The organism is Paraglaciecola sp. L1A13, from assembly GCF_009796745.1.
In the GTDB taxonomy this organism is placed as follows: Bacteria; Pseudomonadota; Gammaproteobacteria; order Enterobacterales; family Alteromonadaceae; genus Paraglaciecola.
Genome location: NZ_CP047024.1, coordinates 2,998,057 through 3,015,097 on the forward strand (window position 1 = coordinate 2,998,057; position 17,041 = coordinate 3,015,097).

General features: G+C 46.3%; 13 protein-coding genes. All 13 read right to left on the bottom strand.

What is annotated here, in order from left to right; all coding sequences use genetic code 11:
- Positions 1–21 precede the first annotated feature (21 nt).
- Positions 22–3,669: a hypothetical protein gene (locus tag GQR89_RS12580; protein ID WP_158770361.1), complete on the bottom strand. Its 3,648-nt coding sequence runs from the start codon at positions 3,667–3,669 to the stop codon at positions 22–24.
- The gene (locus GQR89_RS12585) at positions 3,662–6,055 is read right to left on the bottom strand and encodes a hypothetical protein (RefSeq protein WP_158770362.1); all 2,394 of its coding nucleotides are present in this window, start codon (positions 6,053–6,055) and stop codon (positions 3,662–3,664) included. The genes GQR89_RS12580 and GQR89_RS12585 overlap by 8 nt, the downstream gene beginning before the upstream one ends.
- Complete coding sequence (locus GQR89_RS12590; RefSeq protein ID WP_158770363.1) at positions 6,052–7,725, bottom strand: hypothetical protein; 1,674 nt, start codon at positions 7,723–7,725, stop codon at positions 6,052–6,054. The genes GQR89_RS12585 and GQR89_RS12590 overlap by 4 nt, the downstream gene beginning before the upstream one ends.
- A gap of 66 nt (positions 7,726–7,791) precedes the next feature.
- Positions 7,792–8,409, bottom strand: coding sequence for a hypothetical protein (locus tag GQR89_RS12595; RefSeq protein ID WP_158770364.1), 618 nt, complete (start codon positions 8,407–8,409; stop codon positions 7,792–7,794).
- A 16-nt stretch (positions 8,410–8,425) separates the two neighbouring features.
- The gene (locus GQR89_RS12600; RefSeq protein ID WP_158770365.1) at positions 8,426–9,145 is read right to left on the bottom strand and encodes a carboxypeptidase-like regulatory domain-containing protein; all 720 of its coding nucleotides are present in this window, start codon (positions 9,143–9,145) and stop codon (positions 8,426–8,428) included.
- Between the two features lie 86 nt (positions 9,146–9,231).
- Positions 9,232–10,989, bottom strand: a complete 1,758-nt coding sequence (locus tag GQR89_RS12605; RefSeq protein WP_158770366.1) for a hypothetical protein — start codon at positions 10,987–10,989, stop codon at positions 9,232–9,234.
- Positions 10,986–12,848 (bottom strand): baseplate J/gp47 family protein, encoded by a 1,863-nt coding sequence (locus GQR89_RS12610; RefSeq protein ID WP_158770367.1) that lies wholly within the window; start codon positions 12,846–12,848, stop codon positions 10,986–10,988. The genes GQR89_RS12605 and GQR89_RS12610 overlap by 4 nt, the downstream gene beginning before the upstream one ends.
- A complete protein-coding gene (locus tag GQR89_RS12615; RefSeq protein WP_158770368.1) occupies positions 12,845–13,321 on the bottom strand; it encodes a hypothetical protein in 477 nt (158 codons plus the stop codon). Before GQR89_RS12615 ends, GQR89_RS12610 begins: the two co-directional genes overlap by 4 nt.
- A 50-nt stretch (positions 13,322–13,371) precedes the next feature.
- Positions 13,372–13,707 carry a hypothetical protein gene (locus GQR89_RS12620; RefSeq protein ID WP_158770369.1) on the bottom strand — a complete coding sequence of 112 codons (336 nt, stop codon included), beginning with the start codon at positions 13,705–13,707 and terminating at the stop codon, positions 13,372–13,374.
- Between the two features lie 2 nt (positions 13,708–13,709).
- The gene (locus GQR89_RS12625; protein ID WP_158770370.1) at positions 13,710–14,372 is read right to left on the bottom strand and encodes a phage baseplate assembly protein V; all 663 of its coding nucleotides are present in this window, start codon (positions 14,370–14,372) and stop codon (positions 13,710–13,712) included.
- Entirely contained in the window at positions 14,369–15,385 is a 1,017-nt protein-coding gene (locus GQR89_RS12630) for a hypothetical protein (RefSeq protein ID WP_158770371.1), read from the bottom strand. Before GQR89_RS12630 ends, GQR89_RS12625 begins: the two co-directional genes overlap by 4 nt.
- Entirely contained in the window at positions 15,382–16,557 is a 1,176-nt protein-coding gene (locus tag GQR89_RS12635) for a hypothetical protein (protein WP_158770372.1), read from the bottom strand. The genes GQR89_RS12630 and GQR89_RS12635 overlap by 4 nt, the downstream gene beginning before the upstream one ends.
- Positions 16,554–17,039, bottom strand: coding sequence for a hypothetical protein (locus tag GQR89_RS12640; protein ID WP_158770373.1), 486 nt, complete (start codon positions 17,037–17,039; stop codon positions 16,554–16,556). Before GQR89_RS12640 ends, GQR89_RS12635 begins: the two co-directional genes overlap by 4 nt.
- Between the last annotated feature and the right edge of the window lie 2 nt (positions 17,040–17,041).

Genomic DNA, 17,041 nt, shown 5'->3' on the forward strand with positions numbered 1-17,041 from the left:
TTTTCCACTTAGTAGCTTAGCTTAGGGTTGCCAATTCAGTCCTCTGACGACAGCGTTTCCACTGTCTGCATCTTCAAGTAACAGTTTCCAGAATGTCTGAATAGACATCACTCTAGTAATAAAATCAGGCCTTGCATCTTCGTCTCCTTGGATCAGTGCAATTAATATGTAACATTTATCTGGCGCGGGATCCGGTGGGTTTGCCCAGGTTATTGCGGGGAAGATAGCGCTAGATTTTGCCGCTATGGTGGTAAGCGTTGCCGTGCCTATTGATACCCATGAATTTGGGTCTTGTAACGAACTGACGGGTATTCTAAATACTTCAACCTCGGCATTGTTTAATGCAGTGCCCCCTTGATTGCGCGCGCGTACGTAAATATGATTTGTTTCGCTGCCATCGAGCACATCGGCAATGCGTTTGTCATTCATGTCAGCAAACGCAGTGTCAGGATCACCTTGCGCAGCTTGAACCACAATAATATCGTGGCTTTGCGTTCCCCATGCGGTTTCACCCAATAATCCGGTATCGTCAAACCCATCTCTCATAGAAGCGTTGGCAGGCGATGGTGTAACCGGTGAAATAAATAACGCTGTGCGTCGTTCCTGTCCGATAAAACTAGCGGCTTGAGCTGGGTCAACAACATTACCCAACACACTGATATCTAGTGGATCATGAATTGAGTCAGAGGCGACTGCTAACAGAGCGACATTCCCAGTGAGTTCGCCTGGTACATGCCAATTAAACGCCATCACGCGAGGTTGCCCTGACGCTAGATAATCAATCTCCACACTATCGATTTTTTGCCAAGTACCACCATCGAGCACATTGGGAAATTGTGTCCAAAAGTCTGCTTGAAGATCCGGTGGTGTTGCAGGCACTGTTGCCCAAAATAAATGTAATTCAGCGCTATTGGTTATCCCATAACCATTATTATGAAGTTGCACATAGATGATATTCATCATGCATGCCGACAACTCATCACTGCGCAACAGTTCATCCATTTCAGTGCCTTCAATAACAGGACCAAAAAACCGGTAGGGCGGCGTGTCGATACGGATATCAATAGCGCGATTTAGCACCATTATGGCAGTATTCCCTGGCGTCATTCTGGGATCATGATTAAGAGGCTGTTTATGCTTAGGGTCGTAGCTGTTTCCATCATCGACTATGTTGTCTCGAATTATGAGTTTGACTCTTGCAACACCTGATAAATCACACTCATAAGCGCCTCTAGAGTGTGTGGCGCAGCGGATTAAGTGCTTTTCTTCCCCTGCGGAATTTGTGTACGTCACTGCTTCTAAATCAAATACTAACGGTAGTGGAAGATTATTATTGAACGTTCGCCATTGGGGTGCAAATGGCGTAATACCTACTGGAGTTGGTACTGTTGGAGCTACCGCGTTACGAATAACATACACACCAGCAAAACAAGCACAGTAGATAACTTGCGGATCGGTAACGGATGCTGAACTTGTGGGGTCAAATAAAATGGCAATTGCCGCTGAAGGGCTGAATTGATTGTCAGGACTGCTAACACAAGGTGCAATTCGGCCACTAATCTCAAGCCAGTTCTGGCCAGAATCCCCAGAAAGGTAAATCCTTCCTTGCACCTTATGTTCTGACGCACTGACTCTTATTGTGACAGAAATAGCGACTATAGACTCATTGCTAGTATTAATAGCAATACCAGTGATAGTAGCATTTTGACCTCTTAACTCCGAAGGCGATACTTCATCCCAAGTTGTTGCATCTGCATCATTAGTCACAAACACCTGTCCATGTGAGGTGGTAACCCACCAGATTAGATCCGGTGTTTGCGGTGAGTGTAAAACCTTGGTAACTTTGTTGGTGGTATTGGTAAATGCTGGAATATTGTTAAATTGCTCAAATACATCCCCGTCTATGGTGTGATAAGCAGTCTCCTCCCTACCTACAATAATATGGTTTGGTTTTACAGGATGTGCATCCATAACTCCCACAAATAAGGCTTTGTGATCTGCATGGAAATTATTGACTAGTTTGTTGCCAATGGCCATGTGGTTAACGTCTTTGTCACCATCCTTTGGCACATCAGGCAATTGGGTCATAAAATACTGTGTACCAAAGTCATCGGTAGAATTTATAATTGTTACTCTATGAGTACCATTTTGTGTCGTTCTGAGAAAGACTCTTGGATCATCAGGATTGAAGGCGACCTCCCCCCCATCTCCTCCACCGACTAGAAACCACGTTTGTCCTCCATAACTTAACCAAGTGCCATTGTCGTGCAGTCCCCCAGCGTAAATATATGGGTACTTAGGGTGAGTCGTAATATCGTTAAATTGCGCGGCATTGATGCCTAGTCCGCGGTCTCTCCAGTGGTCACCTAAATCCGAAGAGGCAGATACACCGCCATCGTTACCCACCCATATACTCATTGGATTGGCATAGTCGAATAATAGAGCATGTTGATCAGCATGTTGGGCTCGGTCCCCTTTGTAATGCTGTTCCCAATCGATAATTTTCGACCATGTAAATCGATTTGCAGCAGGTGCCGACGCGACGTACAGACATTTAAATAATTCGAAAGATCCTGTTATAAAAATACTAGGATTTAACGGATGCATTTCCAGTACCAAGTCATACAACGCATGATCACCGATGTCCCCCAGCCTAGCTAAGGTATCAATCCAACTAGATCCTCGGTCATCAGAAATGAAAACGTGTGACGCTGAATCATCCGCTAATCCCGCTACGGCGCAAATCCAGTTAGGTTGGGTCCGACAGTGAGATATTTTAATCCGTGTAAAACCAGCTGGAAAACCTGGCGTTATGGGGGTCCACGTTACGCCAGCAGCGGTGAGATAACGTTCTTGGTTTCTACTATATTGTGCTCTATAAATGCCATTTCCTAATAGTGCGACATAAACCGTCACGATATCTGGTGGTGTAGTGCGTGATGGCCCAAAATCAACCAAAATATCTGTCGCTCGTTGGCTACCGTTTGCTGGAGAAGATGCGTGCACTAACTGATCGGCTTTGAGTATGAGTTGCCTTGGGTTTTCTGCTGACGGAACACTACGACCTATGCCGCCATCTGAAGACGCGATCCAAATTCTGTTTGGTTCCCATGGGTCCACAATAATACGTTCATACTGCCCAAATTTTAAGTCTCCCGTTAAAGGATGATCAATCCGTATAAATGATTTACCGTTATCACTTGAACGATATAGGCCATTACCTAAAATGTCAGCTCTACGATCGTCGCTTGTGCGCGTTGGCTCCCCTGTACCTACATATATAATTTCCGGATTGCTATAGCTCACGCCGATAGCCCCTACAGCGAGCGACTGCCTAGCGTTTGGTGGTGAAAAATAATCCAATGCGGTCCAACTATCACCTCTATCTTTTGTGCGCCATAGGCCTGCCCGCGCACTACCAGCATAAAAGGTTTGAGGGTTTCTTTCATCTTGCGCCAGGCATCGGATACGCCCACCAAGATTGCGCGGTCCCAATGGTCGCCAATTTAGATTTGCGTTGGCAGGATCTTGTCGAATAGGGTCTGCAGCGTGCAGCGTTGCAAGATCGATTTGCTCACTAAAGTGCATCTGATGAACGGTACCCGTTCTCTCGAGTAGATCTGCAACCCTTTGACTAGGGTTATCGGTTGGCTCGTCTATTTCAGGCATCTGTTGCACTACCTATAGTAAACCAACTTTCTAATACACCACCAGGTATATGCGGCGTATTGGTGCCATGCAATACATCGCAACTCGCAGAAAAGGGTCTTTTATCAGAATCTAAAAGTCCGTTGCAATGAACTCGAATAAACACGCGTCCGCCACTGCCCGAAAAAACCTTTATCAATTGACTGGTGTCCCCTCGTGGTCTCCAATCAATTTTTTGCGCTGCTAATTTGCAATCCCCTTGGATATAAGCCATTTGCATCAGAATAAGCTGTTGATTGAATCCAGGTTCAAATAAAACTTGAACAACTTGAGGCTGAGCATTCGTTGTTTCTGGTGACATACTTGCAGACATCACCACATTCAAACGACTCAATATTTGAATGGCGCCTTCAGCGGAAACCTGCCCATTATGAGGCCAGCTTATTTCAGCAATCGCTGGCCAGTCTGGGTTTAGTCCTTCTCCTGGTATACCTTGCTCTCCTTTTGCGCCTGCAGGTCCCGTTTTCCCCATAGGGCCGGTTTGGCCTTCAGGCCCGACTGCACCTGTTGTACCAGTCTTGCCCTGTGGCCCTGTGTCACCTCTTTCACCAACTTTGCCTTGGGGCCCAGCTTCACCCTTTGCGCCTATTTTGCCTTCGGGCCCAACCGCGCCTGTTGCACCAGTCTTGCCCTGTGGTCCAATATCACCTCTTTCACCAACTTTTCCTTGGGGCCCAGCTTCCCCCTTTGCGCCTATTTTACCTTCGGGCCCGACTGCGCCTGTTGCACCAGTCTTACCCTGTGGTCCAATATCACCTCTTTCACCAACTTTGCCTTGGGGCCCAGCTTCACCCTTTGCGCCTATTTTACCTTCGGGCCCAACCGCGCCTGTTGCACCAGTCTTGCCCTGTGGTCCAATATCACCTCTTTCACCAACTTTTCCTTGGGGCCCGATTTCGCCTTTAGCACCCACATTCCCCTGAGGCCCAATACCGCCGGTCGCTCCAATCTTTCCTTGTGGCCCAATGTCACCTTTTGGCCCTTGAATACCAATAGAGCCGGTATCACCCTTGTCACCTTTTCCCCCTTTGGCGCCCATTTTTCCTTGTGGCCCTGCATCACCTTTAACGCCAACTTGACCTTGAGGCCCAGCGTTACCTTTTTCGCCAACCTTACCTTGGGGCCCGGTATCACCTGTTTTACCCATTTTGCCTGGTAATCCAGTTTCACCCGTTGCTCCAATTTTGCCCTGAGGCCCCACATCACCTCTCGCACCGATTTTGCCTTGGGGTCCAATTTCGCCTCTAGCGCCAACAGGACCTTGGGGTCCAATTGCCCCTGTCGCTCCGATTTTACCTTGAGGCCCAATATCACCTTTCAATCCTTGAACACCCGTCCCGCCAATATCTCCCTTGTCACCTTTTACGCCTTTGTCACCCGTTTTTCCCTGGGGCCCCCCATCACCTTTTGGCCCCTGAGCCCCGGATGCTCCAACGTCACCAATATCGCCTTTTGGTCCTATTGATCCGATTTTGCCTTGTGGACCAGTATCGCCTTTTAAGCCAATGGGACCTCGTTGACCTGCCTGCCCCGCTAAACCTGTTAAGCCACGTTCGCCTGGGCTGCCTTTTTCACCAGCAGGGCCAACCTCACCTACCGCGCCAGGGATTCCAGCTGGGCCCTTTTCACCGGGAATGCCTTGTAGTCCGCGTTCTCCTTGCGGCCCTCTTTCACCTCTCTCACCGTTAGCCCCTTGCGGACCCATCGCCCCGACCAGACCCTGTGGCCCCATCTCGCCCTGTGCTCCTTGCGGCCCAATCGGGCCAAGATCACCTTTCGGGCCAGGAATACCGGGAATGTCGCTGTGATCTTCCAAGGCACTGCCATCGAAAAGCCATTGCCCTAAACTATTTTGATGCCATTGTCCGCTATGATTGTGATTACCTGTTGCGGCAAATAATTCAGGGTCTTGCGTCAATACCGCTTCCCCCTCTTGCACGTCGATTGAGGCGATGACAATTGAAGCACCGTCTACATCAGCTTGGGGTTGCACTGACACTGCAGTAATTAGGTTAATAATTGTCGACGCACCGTCATGGCGCAGGGGCTCTATATCGTTATTCAGTCCGGTTAAAAGCAAACTCCACGGATTATTTTCAGTCGGAAGCGGTATTTGCGCGATACTGTCTAACGATAATCGATGGCCATTTAAGGTAAAGGCGGCGCCTGGTTGAAGCTCAATATTGCCATTTTTCAGTTCCGCCTTTAAACCCCAAGCCACCTTTCCTAAACCAATACAACTTCGAATATCGGCCAACCCTTCCCTTAAACTGTCTTGCATATGTTGCAAATGTAGCGCGGTAACTTTTTGACCGCTTACAAACTGACTATGAGCATCCTGTGTCATGACAATTTCTCTCCAGTAATTACGTCAACCTCACTAATTTTAATGCTACCTTGACTGCGACTGACGATTCTAAGCACTATGTTATTTGTTTCAGGCTTAGTAGTTTGGGCGTTGAATTCAAGTCCAATTCGACTATTTTCATTTGTTGGTGTCAGTGTCAATTGTGTTTCATCGTCATCCAATGAAATTAATAAAGGAGGTATAGGTTTCGTTTGATCTGCATTGCCCAACATATGCACCCTACCAGCAATACTGCCTAGTGAAGTGCCACTACCAAATATCGCTGGTAATGCTCTCCATGGGCCTCCAGGTGAGCCAATTCTAACGGGGTATTCATTACGTTCATTTGCCGTCGCCATTTTCCAAATGACTTCACCTCGATTAACATGAATAGCAGCCCATATTTTTACATTCTCTTCTAGTGCGGCGGGTTCCTTAAAATCAAAGCGTATCCATTGCTCGTCGGACCCCGTCCAGTTAATCGGTTCACTTATCGCATTTGTTATTGCTTCCATTGGCACGCCGTCCCTTTCTCGCCATAAAATCACTCTCGCTTCAGCGCCACTGGGGCCTGAAATAAAGGGAAAGCGTAAACCTGCTAATTCAACTAACCCTAAGTTCGCATCTAACCTCACGCAAGCAGCTCTGCCCTTGCCAAGCGATAATTCGGTAATTTCATTTGGTTTTTGGGCTATAGCAGGAATTGCTCGCAGTCGATCTAGCTCGCCGGAAATGCTCAATTCAATCCCGCTTATGGGCTCGGTGACGTTGCTAGGGGGAAATATAACGAGTTGTTGCTCTGCTTCACGCTCAAAAGACAGCGCTAAATCGCTTTTGTTATTAAAAGACATGCGATGAATATGACGTTTTTCAGCCGATTCAAGCTCGATTTTAAGTGCGCCTGGCACAATCGCACTGAGTACAAATTCGAGTTCAACGTCATCAGATTTTGTTGGGTCTTGGGTATACTGGGCAACTGAACTTGCTAACGAAACTCTGCGCTGTCCTAGGGAATTCCATCCGTCATCAGTTATATCTTCACTGATCCCCAACTGTATCATCGGGTCGTACTGCCAAATGGCTTGATCACCATTAATGCGTAACGTCAGCCCAGACGGTAAATCTGGTAATGATAATTTTATAAAATCAATAGCTTCAGCTGCATTTTGGCCACTACCCAAAGTAAGCATTAGGCGTTGTGTTTTTACATCTGAAAAAGAAACCGAATTATGAGTAAGAACGCCATCTCCCTCGAAAAGCGGATCACTCTTATCAAATTTTGTACCTAACCAAGGGTATATCGTTGAGATTGAGTAACCTGTTGCAATACTCACTGAGTTGACCGTTAGCATCATGCCAAAATCAATGATAATCGATTCGTTGTCGCCTTCTGCGACTCTAACATCTGCTACTTGTTTAGCTTCGATTGAATCGGCACGGTTAGCACTCAGAATAAGATCAAGTTTGTCTATGATTGCGTTCGCTTTAACAAGCAATTTGACACTCACGTGCTTTGTGCCGTCAGCTAAACTTATCGGTCTAAGGCCAGTTAGTATTGGGGGGGCTATTTCATGAATATATTGGTTGTTGAGTCCCACAAGACCAGAAGTGGCCTCATGAGATAGCTCCCATTGAACGATACCAATTGATTGAGTGATGTTAATCGCCATATTGTAATCTATCCCATTATAAAAATGAGCTACATGAAAGTACGTCCCTATTTCGATTAGGCACAATTACTTAAATGCTAGTGCTACTCGAACACTGTTAAAGGCATTGCTAAAGCCCTGACCCGGTTTACCTTCATTAATATTTATGCCTGCGAATTGCCCGAGCATATCGGTTAAAATAAGTTTGTCGTTTTCTTCTACATCATTCGCATTTTCATATTTGAGCACTAAGCCGCGCAGATCATTTTGATCTTTCACCCGGTCGAGTAACTCACCAATACTGGTATCTTTAACGTCAATATGAATATCATCAAAAATACCGATATTAATGTCTTCTCGTGGTGCCAGTATTAAGTCCACTTCGGTGCCAACACTTACTCGGGTACCCGCGGCAATATTTTGATCTAACACTCTAGGCTCCCTAGTCGGTTCTCTGATCTGTAGGCCGCTTAAAAAAGCCTCGAGTCGCCCATTATCTGGCAATACGGACGGCACTTTAAATCCGCCTCTAACGACACTGGCAATAGCCGGTTTGTCATCTAAATCAACGAATATGGGTTGATTAATATTTCGAGCAGCCGGAATAATCGTGTTTGCTTGTTCCCTGCCCTGTATTCCGGTGATAAGCGATTTTGTTTGTGTAGAACTAAGCAAACTCGGTTTGTTAGTGCTAAATGTAGCCATAATTATTCTCCCCTGATTATTCCGATTTCTGTCTGGTTTCAACTTTACCCAATTTAAGACCAATGGCTTCAAGCGCTTTACGTGCCTCTGTCAAGGTCAAGCCTGTTAACGGTGGAATTTCTACTGAGCTATCTAGTTGCAGTGCTGCAGAAACGACTAATTGCACTTTACCTTCCGGTGGCACGGCATCACTAGGATCCGGAATTTGCATAACGATTGGTTGGCTAGCGTATTCCGACGTTGGTTTAGCGGGGGCTAATTCACGCCCGAACACATCGATTAAACGTCCTACGGTAATACTGCTGTCGTCTAAAATGGCCAGCGCCGACGCAAGCTCAACACCAACTAAATTAGGCATAAATGCGCCATTTTGTTCGAGGGTCAATTTAACGATTTCATCGCTAGGTATGGTGACATTTTCTTTTGAAGCCTTAAAACCAGCTGCATCAGCCATAATCACGTAAGCGCCTGGGGGCAAAGATGTAAACACAAACGAATCCCCGCCATTTACCGGAGAAACCGCCTGGGCTAACCAGCCATCATCGCGTAACGCTGTCACCCGAACGGTATTTCGTGAAATGTCTGTGTTGCTGAGTTGCACATTTAACGCCGTCGATTGATTCGCTAAAACAAAGTCATTAAGCGCCTTGATGCCTGATACCAACTCATTCCAAGCTTCTGACGTAATAGGTTCACCAGGTGATACTGGTTTTGCTGTAAATTCATTAAGTTCCATATACTTATCTCTCTTGTAAAGTCAGATGAACAACATCTACAAAAATGCTTTGGGTGAATCGAAGGTCTTATCCGTAAGGCACAACATCAAACCTCCACCGGTACCGGGTCCAATTGTGGCGCCAATACAGTTTGTGAGCGTATTTGGTCGATTGCACTAATCCCATCAATGTCCCCTGGCAAGGCAGCATCTCCCGCTATCCAATAAGGCTCAACATAGTCAACAACCACATCAACACCAGCAGGACGAAAACGTTTAATACCTTGTTTCACTAAATCTGCAATTTGAGCGCCGTTGCTGTTATCAAATAGTCGAAAGCGATTTGGGATAAGCAATTTCACCTTATAAGCTTGGCGCTCTAGCCAACGTAAATGAATAAATCCAGCGGCCTGTAATTTGTCGTTGCCATTTCTTGTGGCAAACACTGAGGCGTCTGCGAAACCCACACCAAACCTGGGAGTAACTAACGTAATGTGAGCGCGCACGGAACTAGAGGTTGACGCAAAAACATCATCGTCAAAGGCGCTTGCACCGGGCGCGGTTGTGCCTTCAATTTCTGTTGAAAAGTGTCCATGTTGAACAAAAAAAGCAAAGCGAGTTTTACCCACGCTAATGTTCGGCATGGGTAGACTTGAACCTGCATGAGGGATAAGTGCATCTCGATTTAACGCGCCGGCTGGCGAGACGGTTACAAACCTACTTTTGCCGTCATTTTCGGTATCTGGTGCATCCGCATCAGCAAAAACAAAATCATTTCGGTTTGTCGATACAGAGACATCGGTATCAAGCAAAGTAGCATCGTACTGTGCAAAACACGCACCTTGCCACGCATAGGATCTGCTAGTGACATCTTTTCCATCCAGCAAGACACGACCGCCCTGGGTAAAAATTAACGCTTGTCCATTTGGCACTAAGCCAAAAAAACCCACGCCATGACCTTCATCTCGATTAACCACCATAGGACTGACGGTTCTATTTAGGTTCCCCAATACTCTGATTTCAAGGACCGCATCATCAAATCCCTTGCGCAAATAATGAAATAGATCGGCATGTTTATATGGGTTTGGGCCTCTTTGCGCAATAACCTTAGGGTTTTCTTCAATGCCCATATATTCTGTTTTAGGAAGGATTTTATGGGTAGTACAGGTTTCATCTAGGCAACTAAGCTGAATGCGATCGTGAACCGCTCCTGCGTGCCAGAAACGATCTTCACTGTGCTCTATATCACCCAAATTCAAATCTAATACGTTTGCCGCGCCGCGCAACAGAGCTTCGATTGTGCCGTTGCCTTTAATGTGAATAGCGCAGGTCTCTACAATTCGTTTGCGAATACTTTCTAGCAAGGTATGTGTTTGGCAAGACTGAACAGCAGAGGTAATGAGTCGATCAATTGCTTCATTCACATCAAAACTATTAGCGTCAGAAATATCAGCATCTAAATGTGCTTGCGAAAAAAGTCGAAGAGGTGTTTCTGTCCCAAGGGCATAATGCTGTATAAACGATTCAGCGAGCTCTTTACGCACCGCGGCATCGCCATCTGCTTCAACATTTTGCTTGAGTTGTAATAGCAATTCAGATGATTTTTGCTGGCGGGCATAAAGCACTGACATATCAGCACGGTTAATTCCATGCAGACTCGATAGTAGCAATAAATCACTTATTTGTTTGGCTTCGAGCAGTCGGTGGGCACACCGAATACTCTGCATATCTGCAGACTGAACGTCTTGATCTCTAACGATCGTATTGACCACACTAGCAAGCAATTTACCCCGCGCTTCAGCTTCCATATGCTTTGGAAAGCGCTGCAGTACTTTTTGCCCACGCCCGGAGACTTTTACCGTCATACGCTACTCCCCAAAACGGTACCACTTTGGTCAAGTACAGTGGCTGAGCGGATCCAGAATCTTTCCAAACCGGTAGACGGAATAACGATATCAGACTGATTTATTCTTATACCATCACCCATAAATTCTACACGATAATGTACTTCATCAGGTGCATAGCTATCAGACCCTGGGATCAACCCTAGCAATATTGCCGGGTCGATTTGGCTCGCCGTAAAACTATTAAGTGCTTGTTGTAAATCGCTGCGAATATCATTAGCTGCCGCATTGGCGTTACTTTCCACATTGCCGATTTCACCGGCCCCATTAAAGGTAACCGCCACGGTAATATCCAGTGCCACAAGTGAGTTACCAATTTGCACGTCGACCACACCAGCAATCGGCCTAGCACCTAACTGATTAGGCATAACATTGCGTGTTCGACTTGCTTCAGGCTTACAGGTGGGGAACATTTCTAACGTAACGTCCAGCACACCGTCTATATTCATTAATGCGGCAATAAGTTGGTTGTAAACCAACGTCTCGCCTAAGCCAGCCTCAGCAATGAAGTCATTTACTGTGCTTATGCCCATGCCTATCAACTTTTCTTGCTCTTCTGGGGTGAGTGTCAACGTGGTGGGCTGCAGTGTTACGTTGAAATCAACAGGCATATGGAGCTTTTCTCCTACACCATCCGCTGAAACAATAGGGGCGCCATCAATCGGGCTGTCTTGACCTGTGCTTGGTTGAGCGGGTCCCGGTGGCTGAAATGCTTCAATATTGTGGCGAATGCGAATACCTACTGGCCGAGTTTCTTCTAGCAGCGCCATTGCACGCCTTTTGTAGTCTTCTGTTTGCAATGGAGAAAGTTCAGGTAATGCAATTTCAAGGTTAACAATGCCCGGATGCTCTATTGGATCTTCGGTAAAACGCATGTCTTTTTCACGCAAACCGTGTAATCCCGTTAGCACGCCTTGCAAAGCCCCCACTGTTGCCTGACCTGCGCTTTCTAGCGCTCGTTTAGCCCTTAACCTAAGTGCATCGTCACTTTCATTTTGACCGGCAAATTTGGTTGCTTCAGGATTACTTACGCTATCTATACCTAAAATAGGTCGATTGATGACGACGATAGTGTTGGCTGCAACAATACCTTTACTATCGGGCGTTAGTGCTTGTACCGGTGAGTCAACGCTTAGCTGTCCTCGTTGCAATGTCACGGTTCTGGTCGTTTCGAACGCAACGGCTGGCGCATCTGCTGTACTGAGTCTTTTGCCAGATGCAATGGTAATATCGGCGGGCGATGGCGTGGTTCTGCTAAAACTCACCATACCCTCGCCAACATTGCGACCATAACGTTCAAGTCCAATTAGGGCGACTACGTTTTCTAAATCTCTACCTGCTGCGGTGCTCAGAAATGCAGCCTCGTATACTTTTTCTAACTGCCCAGACAGCACGGCATATTCTCGACCGACACTTTCAGCCAACAAACGCGTCACGCTGCCAGGACTACGGTCAGTTAATAACGGTGCTATTTGCGACCCACCTGTGGACTCGTAGTTGACGTAGAATGTAGTGCCATCTGCTGGCCATATTGCATCAATAGCAGGCGAACCATCGCTTTTACTGAGCCACTTGATATCCGTGCCATCAAGTAATTGGTAGTCAGTGTTGAGTCTAAATAAAAAAAACTCAAACTTATTTATCGCGCCTTCTTTTTGTCCAAAAACCCGTATGGTATTAGGTAGCGCAGCACCATCTGTCGATAACCTAAAGGGACGTTGTTCCTCCAGCATTCGAAATGTTTCCCGTACATGCCCCCCTGTAAAACCGGTTAACAGATCATCAACAAACTGCGCATAAGGTTCAGCGACATAGCTCATATCAAACTCTCCGTTAGGTTAAAAGGTACAATAATATTGAGCGGTAGGGGAACACTGCGAATTTGTAATTTAAGCTCAATTCGAACTGTTTCCCTAGGTGGTTCATGCTCAGCAAGTACATTGGCAGAAAGCACTTTTTCGATACGTCGCTCTTGCTTTAGGGCCTGCAAAATAAACAGTTTTATGAGATTTCGAGTGCGTTCAACATTGGGCTGACCAATTAACTCGTGATGCCTTGAACCATACTCAGGATGCCCTAAAGGTAATAACTCACCTTTGTAAGTTTTGATACGGTTAACTATCGCTTGGCGCAACGTGTCGACACCCCGAGCTACTTTTATATCCCTAGCACCAACCCCCCGTAATTCGTCTCTTAAGTCGGCATTTTCATAAAAACCAGGAGAGCTTTGATAATCTAACCATAAGTCCAGCCCTAGCAGCTCATCTAGCTTGTTAGTACTTTCTCTTGGCATGATTTATCTCCTTTTCAATATTTGTAATGCTTAACTACAATCTTGACGTTTTACGGTGGACCACTATCTAAAAACGCCGGACTCGCTGGCGGACCAATAATAGTTAAAATACCCGGGCCGCTGGGTATTTGGTCACCCATTCGCACTAATCCTTGTCCTGATATTGTTAATGTACTCGAGCTACCCACTGAGCCTATTGGCAGTACATATGGCACACCACTTACGCTATTTATCATTTGGCAAAGTGAGCCACTGACTGCCAATGGCATACCGCTAGCCAAAAAGCTTGTTTGAAAGATAGTGGTTATCATCCCGCTATCCGGCGGACCAGCAGCACCGGGGGATAGCAAAACAGCACAACCGATACTCACCGCAGGTTTCGACACAATTAACTCGGACTGAACTGGGCAACCCCAGCAAAATTAAGGGCTGAGGCCTTAACATTTGCCTCAGTACTGGCTTCGATATTTACGCCCTTAGCTTTCATTTCAATATTGGTCGCGGCCTCAATTTTTATCGCTCCGTCAGCCTGCAAACTGATGTCACCTGACGCACTTAACTCCACATTCTTGGCTGAGTGAATTTTCACCGAACCATCGTTTTCAATCTCGACTTGTGTCTCGCCGGAGACTAACGTGACCTTTTCGTCACCAAAGGTCAGTGTGGTTCCAGACGGCAATTCCATATGTAAATGCTTCTCCCGTCCTTCATCTGGCACCACATATACCATTTCTCCTTCATCAGCTTCTGGAGGCTGCACGCCTGCATCGTACACGCAGCCAATAACCATAGGCGCGTTTAACTCCCCCCGCAAAAACACCACCAACACCAAGTCACCCACCCTAGGCAACGCTGATATGCCATAGCGTTGCACGGTTACCGGGGCGCGTTTTAATTCCACACCTGAACTGCGTAAACGCACATCTACCTGATGGTTGTTGCCATCGCCACCATTCGCATGGACTTGCACTACTATGCCCAATTCTGCACAGCGGTTGCGCGCCATTTCATCACGAACAATGGCTCTTAATGTGTCAATTAATTCGCTCAAAACTCAATGCCAAAGCTTTCGCTGTAGCCCTCCACTGCCAACGCGGTGATAAAACCACTTTGACCATCCAACTGATGTGTCACTGCCTTGATACGTAACGTTCCGCTGTCACCTCTAGGCAATCCAGTTAACTCGACTAAACCACCTGGACGCAGGTCAATTCGCCCGCCGACCCAAACTTCTCCTTGCATTGAGGAACGTTTTTGTCTTAACTGCGCGGCTTTAGAAAATAAATCTGCCGCTTCGCGACTCGAAAATGCCGAAGGGATGACGGTGCTATCAGCACCTGCCCCAACGGGATCATGCGCTAACCAATGCCACTTCTCTTTGCCTTGTGAGCTAGATGCACCATGCTCCGCTGCCAAGGTAAGAATTGAAGTTTGCTTTTCAGATAAATGCCAATCAATCAGATCAGCACCATAGCGAAGTGATATTGACGCGCCACCTTTGGCGGCCAAGACAAAACGCAGTCCACCACTACCAGCACTGCTAAGTTCAGCACCTGTTAGTTGTGCTAAATCGTATAAGTACGACCAAACACTGCGGCTGTTATCTATGCTGTAATTAGATAATTGCAGATCAGCTTCAATTTCTGCATCAAGCTCACCCGCCATATCTTTGATTATGTCGGTAATACTCTGGTCAGCCCATGTGGCTGACATTCTTGATTGACTCAATTGGGCGGAACTCGCCAACCCTGACAAATGCAATTGCCCTGCGTTACTTTGCACAATATCTATGGTGCCAGTCCAAAGGGCGTTATCGTTGCTCGCACCGAGTAATCCGCCCGCAGATGAACGTAAATTGTCTGACACCAATTCATTGCTCAGTTCTATGATGAGTTCACTCCCCGGGCTGACATTGGATAATGTAGAATCAGCCCATAAGGTCATCTCTAATCTGTCATGGGTATTAAAGCCAAGATCTAGCCGTAAGCTCACAAGTCCAGCTTCGGCAGAAGTGAATTTTTGTCCGTCCATGGTAATAATTGCATTTGGTCTGGCTAGGCTCATGGTTGGAATTTCTCCAAATCGATACCGGCCCTTCTTGCTTCTTGTGCAAGTAGTTTGGCAATACTTGAAGCAGTGGTTATTTGCGAAGACGAAGCCGTGTTATCCACTATGTTTAACGAAGGCTTCTGCATTGACGTTGCCACGGCTCGATTTTCATTAGCCTCGCTGGTCGCTGGTGGTAATGGTTCGTCTGCTGTGACATTGACCTTAGCTAATGCGGCTAAACCTCTCAAGCCCCCCACACCCGAGCTTGTGCTCAGAGGCCTGATAACGCTGGGGACATTCGATGAACCATCGTCGGTCAATAATCCATTTTTTGGCGACGGGTTAGCAGCTTTGACTATATTATTTGCATGCTGGGTGCTGTTACTCATCACGTTAAAATCCGTCTTTTTTGCGGACTGTAATGTTTTAATCTTCTCATCTATTAATCGGTCAATCGTTTTATTGGATGATAAAGTGAGTCCCTTCTCTTTGGTAAGCTCTGTATTGTTATTATGCGCATGTAAGACGTCCTTTTTAACCGCGCCTAGGATCGCGTCTGTATTGCCAACGCCACGAATAGTGGCTTGCGCTTCGTATTGTGCTATTTCAGGTTTAACCTCGTGACGACTCGCTAACTTTCGCTCTGACCACTGATAACCCCAGCCTGAACACACCGCCCTGTTATTCAACTCAGTCCGCGCAAAATCGGCTGTAATAACAGTAACCTGTGGATTTATTTCTTTCTTAGGTGTTTTTATCAGCGTCAGTTTTTTTAACGGTTTAACCACTTTATGTGAGGCATTTCCCATGGTTTTTTTTTGCTTTGCGATTAGCTTTGCGATTAGCTTTGGTTTTATTACGTTTGGTTCTTTGCGCTTTACTTGAGGTGCGCTTTCTTCCCTAAGTCTAGGCGCAGGCATAACGTTTGATTGTGGCAAACTAACCTTGTTTTCTATGTAACTTGTTAGTCTTTCGATAGCCGTCAAGTTCACCTCTTCTAAAAATTGCGTGAAGCTATTTTCATAAAGTTCCGACAACGATTGAGTAGACTCGAATGATTCAACAAAATCAGTTTGCAACTGTTGCTCAACTAACAGATTTCGATAACCCGCTGTTAGTTGATTCCAGTTTTGCTCTATGATGTGGTCATTAAGCAAATAATCAAAAGACTCTAGATTCGATTTCAAGCGACGTCCTCCTCTTTACCTTTTGTATCTGCGCTTAACATTTCTAGGTACAGCATTACCTGCCCAACGGTCAGCTCAGCACATTCAGAAGGAGTCCATCCAAACTCTTTCGCTAACACAAACACTGCCTTGGTAAGGGGAGCCTTAATCGCATTTTGTAATTCGTCCTGAGATAGGCTTAATCCAGATATGCGATTGACTTCCTTAAGTAGAAACTGGACTAGACCTGCAGGTAATTTTGCGACATTTTCGATGTTCATGCTTGGCTCTACTAGCGCACGCTGCACCATCAACATACTGCTCAATGTTCCTTGCTCTTTGGCTGCTTTGCTGATGAGTTGCACATCATTCAAGGTAAGCGGTCGCAGTAATACTTGCTGTGCACCTGAATCAGACGTTGCATCAAGCAACTCATCAGGAATGCTGACTAAATGTTGCTGCGAGCCACCCGCCAGTAGCTCCGTTGCGCTAAGCGTTGTCATAA

What these genes read in the sequence shown, in the direction of transcription:
- GQR89_RS12590 (WP_158770363.1), bottom strand. Translation starts at nt 7,725, where the DNA reads ATGGCGATTAACATCACTCAATCAATTGGTATCGTTCAATGGGAGCTA.
- GQR89_RS12585 (WP_158770362.1), bottom strand. Translation starts at nt 6,055, where the DNA reads ATGACACAGGATGCTCATAGTCAGTTTGTAAGCGGTCAAAAAGTTACC.
- GQR89_RS12610 (WP_158770367.1), bottom strand. Translation starts at nt 12,848, where the DNA reads ATGAGCTATGTCGCTGAACCTTATGCGCAGTTTGTTGATGATCTGTTA.
- GQR89_RS12595 (WP_158770364.1), bottom strand. Translation starts at nt 8,409, where the DNA reads ATGGCTACATTTAGCACTAACAAACCGAGTTTGCTTAGTTCTACACAA.
- GQR89_RS12600 (WP_158770365.1), bottom strand. Translation starts at nt 9,145, where the DNA reads ATGGAACTTAATGAATTTACAGCAAAACCAGTATCACCTGGTGAACCT.
- GQR89_RS12580 (WP_158770361.1), bottom strand. Translation starts at nt 3,669, where the DNA reads ATGCCTGAAATAGACGAGCCAACCGATAACCCTAGTCAAAGGGTTGCA.
- GQR89_RS12630 (WP_158770371.1), bottom strand. Translation starts at nt 15,385, where the DNA reads ATGAGCCTAGCCAGACCAAATGCAATTATTACCATGGACGGACAAAAA.
- GQR89_RS12605 (WP_158770366.1), bottom strand. Translation starts at nt 10,989, where the DNA reads ATGACGGTAAAAGTCTCCGGGCGTGGGCAAAAAGTACTGCAGCGCTTT.
- GQR89_RS12615 (WP_158770368.1), bottom strand. Translation starts at nt 13,321, where the DNA reads ATGCCAAGAGAAAGTACTAACAAGCTAGATGAGCTGCTAGGGCTGGAC.
- GQR89_RS12640 (WP_158770373.1), bottom strand. Translation starts at nt 17,039, where the DNA reads ATGACAACGCTTAGCGCAACGGAGCTACTGGCGGGTGGCTCGCAGCAA.